Annotated in this window: 15 protein-coding genes; 5 read left to right on the forward strand and 10 right to left on the reverse strand. The window is 73.5% G+C overall.

The window, feature by feature from the left end:
* Positions 1-10: 10 nt before the first annotated feature.
* The 6 genes from ACQEVZ_RS44700 to ACQEVZ_RS44725 all read right to left on the reverse strand — a co-directional run bounded on the left by ACQEVZ_RS44700 (position 11) and on the right by ACQEVZ_RS44725 (position 5,628).
* On the reverse strand, positions 11-1,243 hold the full coding sequence (locus ACQEVZ_RS44700; RefSeq protein ID WP_433379463.1) for a vanadium-dependent haloperoxidase: 1,233 nt from the start codon (positions 1,241-1,243) through the stop codon (positions 11-13).
* 53 nt (positions 1,244-1,296) lie between these two features.
* Positions 1,297-1,716, reverse strand: a complete 420-nt coding sequence (locus ACQEVZ_RS44705; protein ID WP_433379466.1) for an AMP-binding enzyme — start codon at positions 1,714-1,716, stop codon at positions 1,297-1,299.
* 405 nt (positions 1,717-2,121) lie between these two features.
* The gene (locus ACQEVZ_RS44710; RefSeq protein ID WP_433379469.1) at positions 2,122-3,045 is read right to left on the reverse strand and encodes a VOC family protein; all 924 of its coding nucleotides are present in this window, start codon (positions 3,043-3,045) and stop codon (positions 2,122-2,124) included.
* Between the two features lie 11 nt (positions 3,046-3,056).
* Positions 3,057-3,683: a fumarylacetoacetate hydrolase family protein gene (locus ACQEVZ_RS44715; RefSeq protein ID WP_433386073.1), complete on the reverse strand. Its 627-nt coding sequence runs from the start codon at positions 3,681-3,683 to the stop codon at positions 3,057-3,059.
* Entirely contained in the window at positions 3,590-5,128 is a 1,539-nt protein-coding gene (locus tag ACQEVZ_RS44720) for an acyl-CoA dehydrogenase family protein (protein ID WP_433379472.1), read from the reverse strand. The genes ACQEVZ_RS44715 and ACQEVZ_RS44720 overlap by 94 nt, the downstream gene beginning before the upstream one ends.
* Before the next feature lie 95 nt (positions 5,129-5,223).
* Complete coding sequence (locus ACQEVZ_RS44725) at positions 5,224-5,628, reverse strand: flavin reductase family protein (protein WP_433379475.1); 405 nt, start codon at positions 5,626-5,628, stop codon at positions 5,224-5,226.
* Here ACQEVZ_RS44725 and ACQEVZ_RS44730 point away from each other — a divergent pair.
* Positions 5,522-6,316 (forward strand): FadR/GntR family transcriptional regulator, encoded by a 795-nt coding sequence (locus ACQEVZ_RS44730; RefSeq protein ID WP_433379478.1) that lies wholly within the window; start codon positions 5,522-5,524, stop codon positions 6,314-6,316. The two genes, ACQEVZ_RS44725 and ACQEVZ_RS44730, sit on opposite strands and share 107 nt — an antisense overlap.
* Before the next feature lie 44 nt (positions 6,317-6,360).
* The gene (locus ACQEVZ_RS44735; RefSeq protein ID WP_433379481.1) at positions 6,361-6,549 is read left to right on the forward strand and encodes a hypothetical protein; all 189 of its coding nucleotides are present in this window, start codon (positions 6,361-6,363) and stop codon (positions 6,547-6,549) included.
* Between the two features lie 191 nt (positions 6,550-6,740).
* Here the strand turns inward: ACQEVZ_RS44735 and ACQEVZ_RS44740 are convergent, their stop codons facing one another.
* Entirely contained in the window at positions 6,741-7,997 is a 1,257-nt protein-coding gene (locus ACQEVZ_RS44740; protein WP_433379484.1) for a LamG-like jellyroll fold domain-containing protein, read from the reverse strand.
* Between the two features lie 564 nt (positions 7,998-8,561).
* Between ACQEVZ_RS44740 and ACQEVZ_RS44745 the strand changes: the two genes are divergently transcribed.
* Positions 8,562-9,050: a hypothetical protein gene (locus ACQEVZ_RS44745; RefSeq protein ID WP_433379487.1), complete on the forward strand. Its 489-nt coding sequence runs from the start codon at positions 8,562-8,564 to the stop codon at positions 9,048-9,050.
* A gap of 314 nt (positions 9,051-9,364) precedes the next feature.
* On the opposite strand, the gene ACQEVZ_RS44750 is transcribed toward ACQEVZ_RS44745, so the two are convergent.
* The 3 genes from ACQEVZ_RS44750 to ACQEVZ_RS44760 all read right to left on the reverse strand — a co-directional run bounded on the left by ACQEVZ_RS44750 (position 9,365) and on the right by ACQEVZ_RS44760 (position 11,295).
* The gene (locus ACQEVZ_RS44750; RefSeq protein ID WP_344507035.1) at positions 9,365-9,547 is read right to left on the reverse strand and encodes an antitoxin; all 183 of its coding nucleotides are present in this window, start codon (positions 9,545-9,547) and stop codon (positions 9,365-9,367) included.
* Positions 9,548-9,650: 103 nt separating this feature from the next.
* A complete protein-coding gene (locus tag ACQEVZ_RS44755) occupies positions 9,651-10,301 on the reverse strand; it encodes a hypothetical protein (protein ID WP_433379491.1) in 651 nt (216 codons plus the stop codon).
* 7 nt (positions 10,302-10,308) lie between these two features.
* Entirely contained in the window at positions 10,309-11,295 is a 987-nt protein-coding gene (locus ACQEVZ_RS44760) for a transcriptional regulator (RefSeq protein ID WP_433379494.1), read from the reverse strand.
* Between the two features lie 59 nt (positions 11,296-11,354).
* Between ACQEVZ_RS44760 and ACQEVZ_RS44765 the strand changes: the two genes are divergently transcribed.
* Both ACQEVZ_RS44765 and ACQEVZ_RS44770 read left to right on the forward strand, forming a co-directional pair.
* Positions 11,355-12,545: an MFS transporter gene (locus tag ACQEVZ_RS44765; protein WP_433379497.1), complete on the forward strand. Its 1,191-nt coding sequence runs from the start codon at positions 11,355-11,357 to the stop codon at positions 12,543-12,545.
* Positions 12,546-12,577: 32 nt separating this feature from the next.
* Positions 12,578-15,958, forward strand: a complete 3,381-nt coding sequence (locus ACQEVZ_RS44770) for an NACHT and WD repeat domain-containing protein (RefSeq protein WP_433379500.1) — start codon at positions 12,578-12,580, stop codon at positions 15,956-15,958.

Raw genomic sequence — 15,958 nt, forward strand, 5'->3', positions numbered from 1 at the left:
CCACGAGGGGTTACAGGGTGCGGCCGTGCCAGCGGGACAGTGCGGCGAGGGCAGCGCGGCGGCCGACGGTGGCGCCGGTCTCGTCGGTGGTGCGGTAGTGGACGCCTTCCCAGACGCGGGCGTCGATGTTGTCGCGGGTGAGCTGGTGCCAGGAGGTGTAGCGCAGCGTCACGTCGGGAGCGGCGGTGCTGGTCAGGTCGAACGCCGCGCGGGGCGGGCCGGCCAGGGTGTCGAGGACGGCCTGCGCGGCACCCGCGTAGGTGGTGTGGCCGCTCGGGTACTCGGGGTGCGCGGGCGTGGCGAGCAGCGGCGTCCACGCCGGGTCGGGGGCGACCGCGCCGGTGCGGATCTCGGTGACCGGGCGCCAGGCCAGGTAGCGGTACTTGGCGCGGTACGTGGTGATCTGCGCGTCGATGGTGGCGGCGTGGAAGACCGCGACGAGCGCGATCCGGTCGGCGAGGGAGCGGCGGGCGGCGCCGTGCGAGCCGTGCGGCGCGAGCGTGGTGCGCAGCGCGCCGGTGAATCCGTTGAGCGACGTCTGTGCCCAGAACCTGGCGACGGCGGTCTGCTGCGCGGTGCGCACGGTGCTCGCCGCGGCGCCGACCGCCCGGATCTCGGCCAGGTCGCACTGGTGCACGGCGCTGGTCAGGGCCGGCGGTGGGCCGGGCTGCAGGGGCTCGACGTCGCGGACCAGGAACGGCCGGCCGTCGCCCTGGCCGGCCTGGACGGGCGCGGCGAACGCGGGCGGCGTCGGCTGCCACACGCCCGGCGCGGCCGGCGGCACGGTGAACGGCCGGTTGACCGAGGCGAGGTCGAGGCCGTCGCCGGAGCGTTCGGCGAGCACGGCCGTGGCGGCGTCGACGCCGGCCCGCACGGCCCGGTCGGCGTGCCGGCCGCCGATCCGGGCGACGGTGGCGGCGAGTGCCGCGTCGAGGGTCGCGGCGGCGGCCGGCGTGATCGTCACGAGCGCGTGGTGGACGGCGGCGGCGAGCGCCAGCTCGCTGCGCGTGGCGGCGACCGCCCGGCCGGCGGCGATCCAGGCGACCGCCCAGGTGCGGCTGTTGGTGACCTGCTGCGGGCCGGTGATGACGCCGATGGTCGCGGCGGTCAGGTCGTACCACTCCAGCAGGGTGTCCACGCGGCCGCCGGCGGCCTCGGCGCGCCCGGGGAGCGTGAGGACGCCGACGGCGCCGGCGCCCGCGGAGGCGAGCAGCAGGCGGCGGGAGAGCATCGATGTCTGCATGCCGCAGACCATAACCCGTCTATTCCTATCGGATCAATATACAACTCCTCCAGTCAGTGGGGACCGCCGGCGTACGCGGCGAACCGGGCGAGTGCGGCGAAGTCGTCGACCGCGTCCCGGGCGGCGACCTGCTCCAGCGGATGGCCCTGGATGAGCCGCTTGACGGGCACCTCGAGCTTCTTGCCGGTGCGGGTGTGCGGGATGGCGGGCACGGCGATGACGTCGTCGGGGACGTGCCGGGGCGACGCCTGGGCCCGGATCGCGGCCTTCACCTGCGCGACGAGCGCGTCGGTGAGCGGGGCGTCGCCGGCGAGGACGACGAACAGGACGAGCCAGTAGGCGCCGTCGCCGAGCTCGGCGCCGATGACGAGCGAGTCCCGGATCTGCGGGAGACCGTCGACGACGGCGTAGATGTCGGCGCTGCCGAGGCGCACGCCGTGCCGGTTGAGCGTCGAGTCGGAGCGCCCCGACACCACGACGCTGCCCCGCGTCCGGCGGGCCGTGCCGCAGCGCGTGCTCGGCGTAGTTGAGGCGGGTGCCGGGGAACCAGGTCGCGCCCGGCATCGCCTCGCCCGCAAGGACCGTGCCGGCGGACCAGGTCGCGCCCGGCACAGCGTCGCCCGCAAGGACCTTGCCGGCGGACCAGGTCGCGCCCGGCATCGCGTCGCCGGCGAGGACCGTGCCGGGGGTGCCGTCGGCCTGGACGTCGAAGAAGTCCCAGACGGCGGACCAGAACTCCGGCAGCCGCCGTACGGAGAACTCCCACAGGTCGCGGTAGCCGCCGAACTCGACCCCGGTCCGCCCGGTCAGGTGGCGGGCGAACCGGGTGATGGTGGCGGCCTCGACCGTCGCCGGGGCGGGCTTCCAGATCGGCTCCATCAGCCGGGCTGGTGGGCGCCGGTCATCAGCTCCGCGAGGTCCTCGGGAGCCAGGAACGACGGCGGCGGAGGCGGGCCCCACCGGAAGAGGCCGCGCGCGCCCTCCCAGACCTGCGGGGTCCACAGCGCGTCGTCGACGATGCAGTCCAGGTCGGAGTAGTACTCGGAGAAGTTCCCGGCCGGGTCCCGCAGGTACCAGAAGAAGTTCGACCCGACGTGGTGCCGGCCCAGCCCCCACACGTGCCGCGACGGGTCCTTCTCCAGCATCGCGGTGGCGCCGCGGCCGACCTCGTCGACGTCGTCGACCTGCCACGAGGTGTGGTGCAGGAACGCGACCGGCGCCTGCTGCACGAGCACGTTGTGGTGGTCGGTGGAGCAGCGCAGGAACGCCGCCAGGCCGGGGACCGTGTCGCTGACCTTGAAGCCGATGCCGTCGGTGAAGAACCGCTGCGAGAACGCCTGGTCGGTCGAGCCGAGCACGACGTGGCCGAGCTTGCGCGGCCGGACCTGGTGGTCGCGGAGGATGCCCGGCGCGCGTTCGCCGACGCGGGCGTTCACCCCCGGCGTGTTGTACGGCGGTGCGGGCGTGGGCGGCTGCTCGTACCGTGGCGCGATCCCGATCTCGACGGTGACCTCGCTACCGGGGTCGAAGGCACGGACCCCGGTCGCGGTGCGCTCGACCGCGACGTCCAGCGCGGCCAGCGACGACGCGACGCGATCCAGGTCGTCGGGGTCGTCGGCGCCGACGCCGAGCCGCCCCAGCCGGCGGCGTTCGCTGTGCACGACGCGCAGCTGCTCCCCGCCGTCCGCGGTGGCGAAGGTATGACCACCGGTCGGCGTCAGGCCGAAGTCGGTGTAGTACGCGGCGGTGGCGTCGACGTCTGGCACGCCCATCACGATCTGGGTCAGCCGGTGCAGAGCCATGTGCGGTCCTCTCAGTTCGTGGCGGCGACGAAACGCTGGCGGAGCTCGCCGATCCCGGTGACATAGCTGACGAGCTCGTCGCCGGGCGCGAGGAAACGGGGCGGGGTGCGGCCCATGCCGACGCCGGCCGGGGTACCGGTGAAGAGCACGTCGCCGGGCAGCAGCGGCAGCGCCGCCGACAGCTTCGACACCATCGCCGGCACCGAGAAGATCAGCTCGCGGGTACGGCCCTTCTGCACCTCCTCACCGTTGACGGAGCAGCCGAGCTCGAGGTCCTCGCGGTCGTCGAGCTCGTCCGGCGTGACCAGCCACGGCCCCGTCGGCCCGAAGCCCGGCAGCGACTTGCCGAGGCTGAACTGCGGGGACGGGCCGGCCGTCTGCCGCACCCGCTCCGACAGGTCCTGGCCCACCGTCAGGCCGGCGACGTGCTCCCACGCCCGCTCCTGCGGCACGTTGCGGGCGGTGGCGCCGATGACGACGACCAGCTCCACCTCCCAGTCGGTGCTGCCGCCGGCGGGCAGCTCGACGGTGGTGACCGGCCCGGTCAGGCACGACGGCCACTTGGTGAACATGACCGTGGGCGCGTCGGGGACGGCGAACCCGGACTCGGCGGCGTGCTTGGAGTAGTTGAGGCCGATGGCGAGGACCTGCCGGGGCCGCGGGGCGGGCGCGCCGAGGTCCTCGACGACGAACGGTTCACCGGCCGGCAACGGTCCGGTGGCCCAGGCGGTGAAGTCGGCCCACTGCTCGTAGACGGCCTGCGGGTCGGGGCCGAAGCGGCCGCCGCTGGCCCGTTCCACGTCGACGGCGCCGGTGCCGTCGGCGGTGACCAGCACGAGGCGGCCCTTGAGATTGGCGATGCGCATGTCGGAAGCTCCAGGTTGTTCAGATGAGCGGGGTGATGGTTTTCCTCGACCCCGAGCAGGGCCTTGCCGTACAGCTCGTAGCTGACCTGCGGGGCCACGACGGCGTGCCGGGCCGCGGTGGCCGAGTCGCGCCAGATCCGCTGCAGCGGGTTGACGTCGGCGAACGACCCGGCGCCGTGCGCGAACAGCAGGATGTCGATCGCCTTGGTGATGCACTCGGCGACGTACCCGGTGTCGGAGCGCACCCGGGCGCGGGTCGTGAAGTCCGGGTACGCACCGCGCGCGGCGGCCTCGTCGACGTCGGCGGCGGCGCGGTACGCGTGCAGGTGCGCGGTGTCGATCAGCCGCGCCGCCTCGGCGATCTGCAGCTGGAAGCCGACCGACTCGGTCTGCGCGGTGTAGAAGGTGTACGAGATCGGCTTCTTGGGCGCCTTGCCGACCACGTAGTCCAGCGCCGCCCTGCCCATGCCGAGCTGCGGGCCGACGAGGACCAGCGCGAGGACGGGCACCAGCGCGGAGCGGTAGAACGCCTCGGTGTCCAGGTGCTCGCTGGGGTACTCGCCGTTGATGGCGGGCGGGACCAGCAGCACCCGGTGCTCCGGCACGAACACGTCCTCGGCGACGAGGCAGTTGCTGCCCGAGGACTTCATCCCGGCGACGAACCAGGTGTCCTCCAGGCCCAGGTCGGTGCGCGGGATCATCGCGAGGCCCTGGTCGACGACCTCGCCGGACTCGTCGGTGATCGGGATGCCGAGACCGGCCCAGGTGGCGTGCCAGGAGCCGGAGTTGTAGAACCACTTGCCGGTGACCCGCCAGCCGCCGTCCACCTTCGTGGTGGTGGCGGTCGGTGCCAGTACACCGGAGACCTTCGCGTCAGGGTCGGCGCCGAAGATCTCGTCCTGCGCCCGCTGCGGCAGCAGGCCGACCATCCAGTTGCACACGTTGGTCAGGGTGAGCACCCAGGCGGTCCCGCCGTCGGCCTCGGCGACCGCGGCGGACACGTCGAGCATCGTGCGCAGGGAGGTCTCGTAGCCGCCGTACCGCTTCGGCACGGCGATCCTGAACAGGCCGGCGTCGGTGAGCGCCTGGATGCTCTCCTCGACCACCCTCCGGTCCCGCTCGCCGGCGGCGGCGTTGCGCTCCAGCAGCGGTCGCAGCTCCTTCGCGCGGGCGACGAGTTCGACGGCGCTGACGGGTTCGGTGTGCACGGCAGTCATCGAAGCTCCTTGTGGGGTGTTGGTTGCTTCTCTTTGCGTTGGCGGCTTGTGTACGGCGTGTGCCGGGCCGGCGGGTTGGTTCGGTGCGCGCCGGGCTAGCGGGCGCAGGCGGCGATGCTGTCGGCGATCGGGGGTCTCGGCCGGGCCGCGAAGCGGGAGTGGGTGCCGAAGGTGCGGTACCCGTAGATCAGCGGCGACAGCCCGCTCGACTCGGCGTGCGTGACGAGCCCGACGAGCAGGAGATGGTCGCCGCCCTCCACGACCTGCGACAGCTCGCAGACCGCCCAGCCGGCCGCGGTCTCCAGGCGTGGCAGCCCGTGCGAGGGGCGCCAGTCGGCCTGGCCGAAGCGGTCCGCGTCGCGACGGGCGAAGAGCAGCGCCAGGTCGTCGTCGGTGTCGCGGAGCACGTTCACCCCGAAGCGGCGGCTGCCGAGGATCCGTGCCAGCAGCGCGGAGCGGCGGTCCAGCGCGACGGTCACCAGCGGCGGGCGCAGCGACAACGACGCGAACGAGCTGACCGTCGCGCCGTGCGGGCCGTCGCCGTCGGCGGTCGAGCCCGGCGCCCGCCTGGGCACGAAGGAGGAGCTCCGCGTCTACTGCGGCGTCTCCGTCGGCACCTTCAACGAGGCGCTGCGCCTCGTCCAGGCCCGCGGCGTCATCGACGTCCGCCCAGGCCGCACCGGCGGCCTCTTCGCCAACCGGCAGTCACCGCTCGTCCGCCTCGGCAACTCGGTCCTCGCCCTCGACGAGGACGCCGCCTCCGTCGCCGACGCCGTCCGCCTCCGCGACGCCCTCGACCCCCTCCTCGTCGAGGACGCCCTGCGCCACGCCGGCCCCACCGACGTCACCGCCATGCGCCGCGAGCTGGACCGCATGCGCGCCGCCGCCGCCGACCTGGACGGCATCGCCTTCATCCACGCCAACTGGGCCCTGCACGCCCGCATCGCCGACGTGACCCCCAACGCCATGCTCCGCTCGTTCTACCTCAGCCTGCTCGAGATCATCGAGTCGCACACCCTCGCCGTGCAGCCCCTGGGCGACCAGCCCCTCCCCGAGTACATCCAGAGCCGCTACGACCTGCACGCCGCCCTCGTCGACGCCATCGCCACCCGCGACGAGCACCGCGCCCTCGCCCTTATCCGCGAACACAACATGACCGCCCCCGCCGCCCTGGACCCGACCGGCTGACCCCGGCCGCCGTCCGCCTCAGGGGTGTCCCACTTGGTGAGTGGATGCCGTCGCCGGGGTACGCACCCCTGGACCGGCTGCCCGTGATGCGCGACCGGATCGGCGCGGCCGCGGAGCAGGCGGGCCGCTCGATCGACGACATCACCTGCGCGCTGAACGTCGAAGTCCGCGCCGGCGACGACGTCGCGGGCCGGTTCCACACGAGGAGGTCGAGCGGCTCGCCCTCGAGGTGATCCCACAGTTGCGATAGGGACGACCGCGAGGGCGAGCGCGTGGCTCAGAGGTCGGACTGCTGGCGGTGGTCCGCCGACACCCGGTAGTGCTGGTCGACCTCGGTCGCGGTCAGCGCGCGGTTGTACGTCGCCAGGCTCTGCACCATGCCGCCGAAGTGCGATGTCTGGTCCGAGTCGGGGTGGCCGACCCATTACCCGACGACCAGCGCGTTGCCGACCGTCGCGTAGCCGCCGGGCATGTTGACGTTGGTCGCGACGAGGTCGCCGTTGACGTACATCTTGCCGACGAAGCCATCGAAGGTCATCACCAGATGGTTCCAGAGCCGCCAGTCAGCGACGTCCGGCAGGGGGTTGCTGCTGAGCGGGCCGCGCTTGCCGCCGAACATGACCACGCCGCCGCCCGTGTTGGCCGTCAGCGTCACGTCCCAGTTGTACGTGCCGTTCTTCGCCGTCGAACCGCTGCCGATCAGCTCCACGGCCGAGTCGGGGCCGAGCCCCGGCGATCTGAACCACAGCTCGACGGAGCTGTTGCCCTCCAGGGCGCTCCCCGGCGCCGACGGGATCGACAGGTAGCAGTTGGCGCAGGACCGCAGGTCGCTGGCGTCGTTGGCGTCCTGCGCGGCCAGCGGTCCGGAGTTGCTCACCAGCCGGCCCGAGCCGACGACGGAGCCGGTGCGACCCGAGGTCGTCGACGTGACGGTCGGGCCGGACTCGTCCAGGTGGTAGAAGTCGGTCGGGGCGGAGGCGTTGACCGCGTCGTTGTAGCGGGTCGGCACGGGACCGTCACCGGCCACCAGGCCCATGCCGTAGGCGGGGATGCCGCGCGGCGTGCCGTTGGTGGACGGGTCGTTGTCCATGTAGTAGTAGTGCTGGGAACAGAGGTTCGCGGTGGCGGTCTCGTACACGGCGTACTTGCTGCCGGGGCACATCCGGGTGTCGTAGAACCTGGTGCCCGCCGTTTCCCCGGTGTTGTGGGCGAAGTCGAGCATCGACTGCTCCATGTAGACGAGCGACCAGCCGGTGCGGGCCCCCACGTTGCCGAGGCTCGCTTGCATGAAGACTTCCTGCACCGGGAGCGAGGGGATTCCGTCGCGCATCGTGTCCGCCTGGTAGCGCCACCACGTGTGGTCGTCCCAGTTGTAGAACGTGTACCGCCGGTCGATCTGGCAATGGGAGCCGTTGAGACGCTGGCCCATGAAGTACGCGGTGGTGCCCTTGCCGCCGTTGGTCGTGTCGTTGAGGTACGGCAGTCGGCTGTTACGGCTGTACGAGACGCCGGCGATCGTCACGTAGCGTTCCATGTACAGGCATTCGCCGCTGCGCAGGCTCACGTTCGAGGTGTTGGCCTCGTACCAGATCGAGCTGCGTCCCGGGATCGGGGCCGTGAGGACGTTGCCCTGCGCCGCATCCGCCCGCCCGGCGGACAGCGGCGTCAATGGCAGTAACAATGCCGCGAGAATGGCGATGGAAATACGCTTCCAGAGGTGCATGAATACCCCCGTACATGATCTGCTCGGATAGAGCGAAATCGACGCTACCACCATTGACGAGGCGCAAATTCGGCCGGACGTGATGTTCGTCCGGCGTTGGTGATGGCGAAATCCAGGCTCAACGGGGGAGGTCGTGGCGGTGATGGGTGGCCTTAGCCACGAGGCTTGCCGGCAGGAGACGGCGCAGCGGGAAGACGACCGCGGCGTTGCCGCCGACGGCGTATAAGGCGGTGTCTCGCTTGGTGATCCTTGCGAGTCGGCGGTGGCAGATGAGGATCGCGGCGAGGTCGGCAATCGCTTGGAAGTGCTCGGCCTTGCGTTCGTAGCGGCGCGCAAGGCGGCGGTTGTTGGTGAACCAGGACGGGCACGACTCGACGATCCACAGGTGCCGGCCCAGACGCTGCCACGCCGCCCACGCACGGATGTGAGGGAGTCCAGCAGCGGGAATAGCGGCTGCGCGTCGGGAGTGCTCACGGCGGAGGTCAGCACCTGCAACGGCACACCCCGCCGGTCGCACAGGATGTGGACCTTCGAACCCGGTGTGCCGTCACCGTCGTCGAGCTCTCCGGCGCGTACGGGTTGGACGCCGACACGCTGCCGGACCTACCCGGACTGCGGGTGCTCACCGTCGACGGGCTGCGTGCCTCGGCAGCGGCCGGGCTGCGGCGGCGGCACCGTCACGGCGGCGTGCGGCTGACGCTGCGCGGGGCCAAGTCCGACACGTGGCTCGCGGCGAACCTCGACAACCCGTTCCGCGACTGGGCCGACGACCACCCGCGCGCCGCCACCGTCGCATGCAAGGCATACGCCGATGCGGCACGGGCGATCGCGGCGAACAACGCAGACCCACGGCAGATCCTGCTCACCATGGTGGGCCGCTTCAACACCATCCACGCGTCGCTGCTCGCCCTGGACACCTTCCGGCGCGAGCAGGTCGGCGACGCCGTCGCGGCGCTGGCCGAGCGGGCCGGAGTCCCCGCGGACGAGGTGTTCGAGGTGTTCGACTTCTGACGCACCACCACCGGCGTCCGGGGCGGTGTGGTGGCCGGACCTTCGCGCCGTGACGGATCGCCGACAGCCTGCCGCAATCGGCTCACAAGTCCAGTGGCGTTCACTGAGATCCGTCACCGCCGTCCCCCTCCGGCGGGCCACCCGGAGCCAGGACCCCGGACGGCATGACGCGCGCGTGGCACCGGTGTCTGCCGGCACCGGTGCCACGCACCTCACCGGACCCGGATCCCGACCGGGCAACCCGGCTCGTCCAACGGCGTGCGCCGGGCGGCCGCGGTGACTCCCGCGCCCGCCCCGCGATCAGGGCGCCCGGCTCACTGCCGGGTGTCGCCCTGACCGGTGCGCTGCTTCGCGGCGTCGACGCCCTTCTCGATCTGTTCGGTGTACTTGCCCTCGGTACGCCGGTCGGCCTGGTCGCCGGCCTTCTCGATGCCCTCGTCGACCTTGTCGTCGTGCTTGCCGACGAGATCCTTGGCCCGGTCCATGAAGCTGCCCATCGCATCCTCCTCGGCGGTACGGGTTCGGAGTGGACCTCTACCCGCCGCCTGCCGGGCGAATGCATCCGCGGCCAGGTTTTCGGGTGGCGAAACACCCAGGGGCTCAGTCCTCGTCGTCGAAGGGGACGGGCTGGCGCCAGGAGGGGGCGGCGGCCGGGGCCACCTGCGCCTGCGGGGGCGCGCCGCGCCGGCCGAACAGCACGTCCCAGTAGTGGCGCGCGTCGGCGGTGAACTCCTCGACGGGCACGGGCGTGCCGTCGGCGCGGGTCACCTCGAGGCCGGCGAACTCGACGGTGCCCTCGATGCAGTAGCCGGTGCCCTCGCCGGCCTTCCAGCCTTCGGTGAACCAGAACAGCGTGTGCGGCGCCGGGCCCGGGCGCAGGTCGACGGTGAGGCTCGGCTCGGCGGGCCAGCCGGCGGTCCGTGCCGGGCGGTCGAGGAACTCCCAGCCGTACATCGAGTACCAGCCGCCGAGCGCGGCGTAGAACGCCTCCACGTCGTCCAGGCCGGTCAGGGGAATCATCGGGCCGTACCCGCCGTGCGGGTCCTCGCGCAGCAGCACCCGGATCCGGGTCGCGCCCAGCAGGCGGAGCACCCGGCGCGGGTCCGGATCGGACGCGGTCTGCTCCGACTGCGCGCACACGTGCAGCAGCAGCTCCGCCGCGTCGTCCACGGGCGAGACCCGCAGTCCCAGCACGTCTGCCTCGTTCAGCGCCACCTCGACGCCCGTCCGCGTCTCCTCGGTCCATGTCACGGCACCATCATCCAGACGCGTGCGAGCGTCCGCCCGGGGTTTTCGCGGCGTCGAGGAGGGCGTCGCCGGCGGGGGTGCGGTAGTAGAGGACGGAGCGGCCCGAGCGGCGCCGGGTGACGAGGCCGGCGTCGAGGAGGACCCGGAGGTGGCCGCCGACGGAGCCGAGGGCGGTGCCGGTCAGGGCGACCAGCTGGGTGGTGCTCAGCGGTGCGGCCAGCAGCGTCAGTACGGTGGCGCGCAGCGGGCCGAGGAGGCGGGCGAGCGCGTCGGTGGGTGTCGCGCCGGTGTCGGCGAGCCAGCCGGTGCACGGGTAGATGACGGAGTACGAGGTGGCCGCCTCGTCCCAGCCGACCCAGCCGCGGGCGGCGGTCGTGGGGATGAACAGCAGCGCGGCGTCGGTGACGTCCAGCGGCGCGTAGTCGTACGTGTTGATCTGCAGGCGCCCGTCGCCGAGCCAGCGCATGCCGGGCCGCATCCCGTCCAGGACGGCGGCCCATCCGCCGGTGCTGAGCCGGTCGGTGCGGGACACGATGTCCGCCTCGAAGACGCGGCGCAGGCGGGGCCAGCCCGGCAGTACCAGCTGCGACCACACGAACTCGACGAGGTCGGCGGCGCGGTCGGCGATGTCACCGGCGCGCAGCACGTCCGGCACGGCGTCGCCGAGGCCGAGGTGCTCCCGGGCAAGCGCGGGAGGGGTGGCGCGCAGCCGGGCGAGCTCGGTCTGGAACGTCTCGCCGGGCGTCTGCGGCGGCGTGACCAGGAAGTCGGCGATCCAGCCGGGGCGGATCGCGGCACGCAGGAACGGCCGCACGAACGGGTCGCCGGCGTAGTGGGCGTCGAACGCCGGCCGGTGCGCGGCGAGCCACTCCCGCTGCGGCGCCGACACCGCGTGCTGGCCGCCGAGCGCGGACAGGCACGCGACCGTCTCGGCGAGCGGCGACACAACGAACCGGCTGCTGGCGAGCACGTCCGTGCCGATCTGCCAGAACCCCACGTTTCGCCTCCACCCGAAACTGTACCGTGCGGCGGTGCCGGCGCAGCACGATGCCGATCATGCGCACGTACCGGCAACTGTTCCGCACGCCCGAGTTCCCCGCCCTGTTCGCGACCCTGTCCGGGCAGGTCGCGGCGGGGACCGTGGCGGGCATCGGGCTCGGCACCCTCGTCTTCGCGGCCACCGACTCGCCGCTGCTGTCGGCGCTGAGCATGTTCGGGGCGTCGTTCGCGCAGCTGATCGGCGCGGCGACGCTGCTGTCGTGGGCGGACCGGGTGCCGCCGCGGGCCGCGCTCACCGGCCTCGCCGTGTTCGCCGCGGTCACGACCGCCGTCCTGGCCGTGCCGGGCCTGCCGATCGCCGCCGTGTTCGCGGTCGTGCTCGCGCAGGGCCTCGCCGCGTCGGTCGGCGGTGGCGTCCGGTACGGGCTGCTCGCCGAGATCCTCCCGGCGGACGGCTACATCCTGGGCCGTTCGCTGCTGAACATGTCGATCGGCGCGATGCAGATCCTCGGTTTCGCCGCCGGCGGCGCCCTCGTCGCGGCCGTGTCCCCGCGCGGCGCGCTGGTCGCCGGCGCGGCCCTGCAGGCGGCGTCGGCGCTCATCGCCCGGTTCGGCCTGACCGCGCGGCCGCCGCGGGCGACGGACCGGCCGTCGGTGCGGGCGACCTGGCACGGCAACCGCAAGGTGTGGCGGCCCGCGACCTACATCGCCATGTGGGTGCCCAACGGCCTCATCGTCGGCTGCGAGGCGCTGTTCGTGCCGTACTCCCCCGCCGCGGCCAGCATCCTCTTCGTCGCCGCCGCGATCGGCATGCTCGCCGGCGACGCGATCGCGGGCCGGTTCGTGCCGCCGCGGCTGCGCTACCGCCTCAGCGGCCCGCTGCGCTGGCTCCTGGCCGCCCCGTACCTGCTGTTCTTCCTCGACCCGCCGCTGCCGGTCGCGGTGGCGATCGCCGGCGTCGCCTCCGTCGGGTACGGCGCGACCCTCCTGCTGCAGGACCGCCTCCTCGCCACCACCCCCGAGTCGCTGCACGGCCAGGCCCTCGGCCTGTTCGGCTCCGGGCTGCTCGCCATGCAGGCGGTCGGCGCCACCCTCGGCGGCCTCATCGCCCAGCACACCCCACCGGCGACCGCGATGGGCATCCTCGCCGTCGGCTCCCTGCTGGTCTCCACCGCCCTGTTCGTCACCGGCCGCCTGACCAGGCCCACCGAGGCGACTCCACGTCCCGATCCGGTGACGGTGGGCTGACGTTCTGGACGCCGATCGCTACCATCTGCGGCATGGGCCGGTGGGGCGCCACGGGGTACGGGACGTTCCTGCTCGGCACCGGCATGGGCATGATCACGAATCTGATCACCGGTGACCCGTCGGGCTGGCCGGCCGTCCTGCAGCCGGTCGCGACGTACTCCCCCGCCATCGGCGCCGGGCTGGTCGTCGCCGTCGGCGCGAAGGCGGCGTGGGACGTCCGCCGGGCCGGCATCCGGCGTCCGACATGGACGGACGGCAACCCGTGGCCCGGCCTGTCCGCGTACACGTCGCGCTGGGCCGGTGTCTACTTCGGCCGGACCAGCGAGACGGAACAGCTCCTGGCCCGGATCCGGGACGCCCGCTCGGCCACCCGCCGGTTCGTGCCGGTCCTCGGCCCGTCCGGGTCCGGCAAGTCGTCGCTCGTCCTCGCCGGTCTGCTGCCGGCCCTCGGCGACGCGTACCGCGTGCTGCCGCCGCTGACGCCGGGCACCGACGCACTTGGGGAACTCGGCGCTGCGCTCGGCACCGACCTGACCGCCGCCGCCGCGACCGCCCTCGCCGCCGCCCGCGCCGGTAGCCCGCCGCCCCGCCTCGACGCGCCGCTCGCCGCCCTCACCGCCCGCCGCGACGGCACCCACCGGGTCCTGATCGTCGTCGACCAGCTCGAGGAGACCGTCACGCAGGGCGTCGAGGAGGACCGGCACGGGCTGCTCGCGGTCGTCCAGGCGCTGCTGGAGCACGAGCCGCGGCTACGGGTCGTCGCCACCGTCCGCTCCGACACCATCGGCGAGTTTCAGCAGGGGCCGGGCCGGGACCTGTTCCGCGACCCGCTCATGGTCAACGTCATGGGCCCGCATGAGCTGCGGCTCGTCGTGGATGAGCCGGCCCGCCTCGCCGCGGTGACGTTCGACGACGGCCTGGTCGACGAGATCGTCCGCGACACCGGCGGCGGCGACGCCCTGCCGCTGCTGAGCTACCTGCTCAACGACCTCTACCGCGGCGCCGCCACCGACCGCCGGATCACCCGGCGGGAGTACCACGCCTCGGGCGGCGTCGCCGGCGCCATCGGCCGGCGCGCCGACGATGCCGTCCGCGACCTCGGCGACGGCAGCCTGCCGCTGTGCCTGGACACCCTGCTGCTGTTCGTCACGCTCGGCCCGGGCGGCGCGACCCGCCAGCGCGTCCCCGCCGCGATCCTCGACCACGGGCAGCGCGCCGTCGTCGCCGCGTTCGTCGACGCCCGCCTGCTCACCAGCGACGAGGCCAGCGGCAGCCCCGTCTTCGACATCGCGCACGAGGCCCTGCTGCGCCAGTGGCGCCCGCTCGCCGAGCACATCCTCCTGCACGAGGAGAGCCTGCGACGCCTCACCGAGCTGGCGCCGCTCGCCCGTGCGTGGATCCGCGCCGGCCGGATGCCTGACTACCTCATCGGCGGCGCCCGCCTCGCCGACGCCCTCACCTGGGCCCGGTCCGGCCGTACCGTCGCCGCGGAGGTCACGGAGTTCCTCGACGCGTCGGAGCGCAACCAGGCCGGTGCCCTCGAACGCCGCGCCAACACCGTCGCCCGCCAGGCGCTCGACACCCTCGACGCGGACCCGGAGCTGGCGTTCGCGCTCGCCTGGGCCGCCTACCGCGAGCTCGCCCCGACCCCCCTCGCCACCCACGCCGTCTCGTCGGCCCTGGCCAGCGGCCTGCTGCGGTCCATCCGGTACGAGCGGCGCCCCGTCCACGTGGCCTTCGCCCCCGACGGCCGCCTCGCCACGGCCGCGGACGTCACCGACGTCTGGGCTCTCGACGGAAGTCTGGTGTTCCGCGCGGACGGCGACGGCCCCGTCGCGTTCGCCCCCGACGGTCGCCTGGCCACGGTCGCCCGAGGCGTCGTGCACGTCTGGGACACCGCCGGCAACCCGCTGGGCACAGCGGACACCGGCGACGGCCGGGTCACCGCTGTCTGCTGGACCGACGACGCCCTGCTCGCCACCGCCGACGAGCAGGGCCGGATCCGCCGCTTCGTCGCGACCATGCGCGAGGTCGGCGTCCTGTCCGACGGCCATGTCCCCGTCTACGCCATGTGCGCCGTGCCCGGCGGTGGCCTCGCCGCCGGCCGCGGCGACGGCAGCGTCCTGGTGTGGGACGCCGCCGGCCGCATCGCGAACAGGCTCGCCGGCGACGTCCCCGACAATCGGGTGCTGGCGGTCGCGGCGGGTCCCGGCGGTCGGATCGCCGCCGGTGGTCGCAACAACTCGATCACCGTGTGGGACCTGCCCTCGGCGACCGTCGCGTGGCGCGCATACTGCCCCGACGTCACCGCGCTGGCCATCGCCCCGAACGGCTCACTCGTCTGCGGCACGCGGGCCGCCACCGTCGTCTGGGACGCAGCTGGAACCCTGGCCCACAGCTTCCACGATCACGGTCAGGACGCGTCCTCGATCGGTTGCAGCACGGACGGCCGGCTGGCAATCGGCACCGAACACTCGACCGCGAGCGTCTGGGACCTCGCCGACGGGCCCGAGCACGTCGTCACCGACCTGCCCGCCCACCACCTCGGCTGGACACCGGACGGACGCCTCGTCATCGGCGGACCCAGCGGCTGCCACCTCTGGTGCGGTGCGGACCGGCCTCTCGTCCCGTTGCCGGGCGAGCCGGGTGCCGCACGCGCCCTCACCGTGTCTCCGTCCGGCATGGTGGCGCTCGTGTCGCAGACCGGCGACCTGTTGTTGAGCGACACCGCAGACGCGTCGCCGCGACGCATCGCCCATGCCGGCCAGGTCACAGCGGTCACATTCGCCCCGGACGGCAGGTGGCTCGCGACCGGCGACCTCGACGGCGTCGTGCAGGTGTGGGACCTGACCGGCCGCTGCCGGTGGAGCCTCGATGCAACGGCCGGGCGCCTCTCGGGCCTGGCCTGCGCCTCCGAAGAACGGGTCTTCGTCGCGGGGTCCCGGCTCGTCGCCGTCACGCCGGGCGGAGCGACCCCGGTGCCGGCCGACGGCTCCGTCAAGGCACTGGCAGCCGGACCGGACGGCCGGCTCGCCGCCGGCGGCTCGGACGGCGGCATCATCGTGTGGGACCGGCCCGACCGTGTCCGCCGTCCCATCGGGCGGCACCGCCAGACGATCACCGCGCTCGCGTACGCCGCCGACGGCCGGCTCGTCTCCGGTGGACTCGGCGGCGACGTGCGGCTCTGGGACGTCGACGGCCGTCCTGTCCATCGCCTCCGGTTCGACGGGGACGTCACGGCCATCGCCTTCAGCGACGCCGGTCTCGCCGTGGCGTCCAGCGACGGCACCCTCCGGATCCGGCCTACCCTCGACGCGGCGGCGCTCGCCCGGATCGCCGGCCGGCATCACCGCCGGACGCTGACCGCCCGCGAGCGCGACGTCGCCGGCCTGCCGCCGGTGGAAGGGGGCTGA

Origin of the sequence: Dactylosporangium sp. CA-152071 (genome assembly GCF_050936335.1) — a bacterium.
GTDB lineage: Bacteria > Actinomycetota > Actinomycetes > Mycobacteriales > Micromonosporaceae > Dactylosporangium > Dactylosporangium maewongense.

Coding starts and splice junctions, on each gene's coding strand:
- ACQEVZ_RS44700 (WP_433379463.1), bottom strand. CDS start 1,243: ATGCAGACATCGATGCTCTCCCGCCGCCTGCTGCTCGCCTCCGCGGGC.
- ACQEVZ_RS44710 (WP_433379469.1), bottom strand. CDS start 3,045: ATGGCTCTGCACCGGCTGACCCAGATCGTGATGGGCGTGCCAGACGTC.
- ACQEVZ_RS44720 (WP_433379472.1), bottom strand. CDS start 5,128: ATGACTGCCGTGCACACCGAACCCGTCAGCGCCGTCGAACTCGTCGCC.
- ACQEVZ_RS44735 (WP_433379481.1), top strand. CDS start 6,361: ATGCCGTCGCCGGGGTACGCACCCCTGGACCGGCTGCCCGTGATGCGC.
- ACQEVZ_RS44750 (WP_344507035.1), bottom strand. CDS start 9,547: ATGGGCAGCTTCATGGACCGGGCCAAGGATCTCGTCGGCAAGCACGAC.
- ACQEVZ_RS44765 (WP_433379497.1), top strand. CDS start 11,355: ATGCGCACGTACCGGCAACTGTTCCGCACGCCCGAGTTCCCCGCCCTG.
- ACQEVZ_RS44770 (WP_433379500.1), top strand. CDS start 12,578: ATGGGCCGGTGGGGCGCCACGGGGTACGGGACGTTCCTGCTCGGCACC.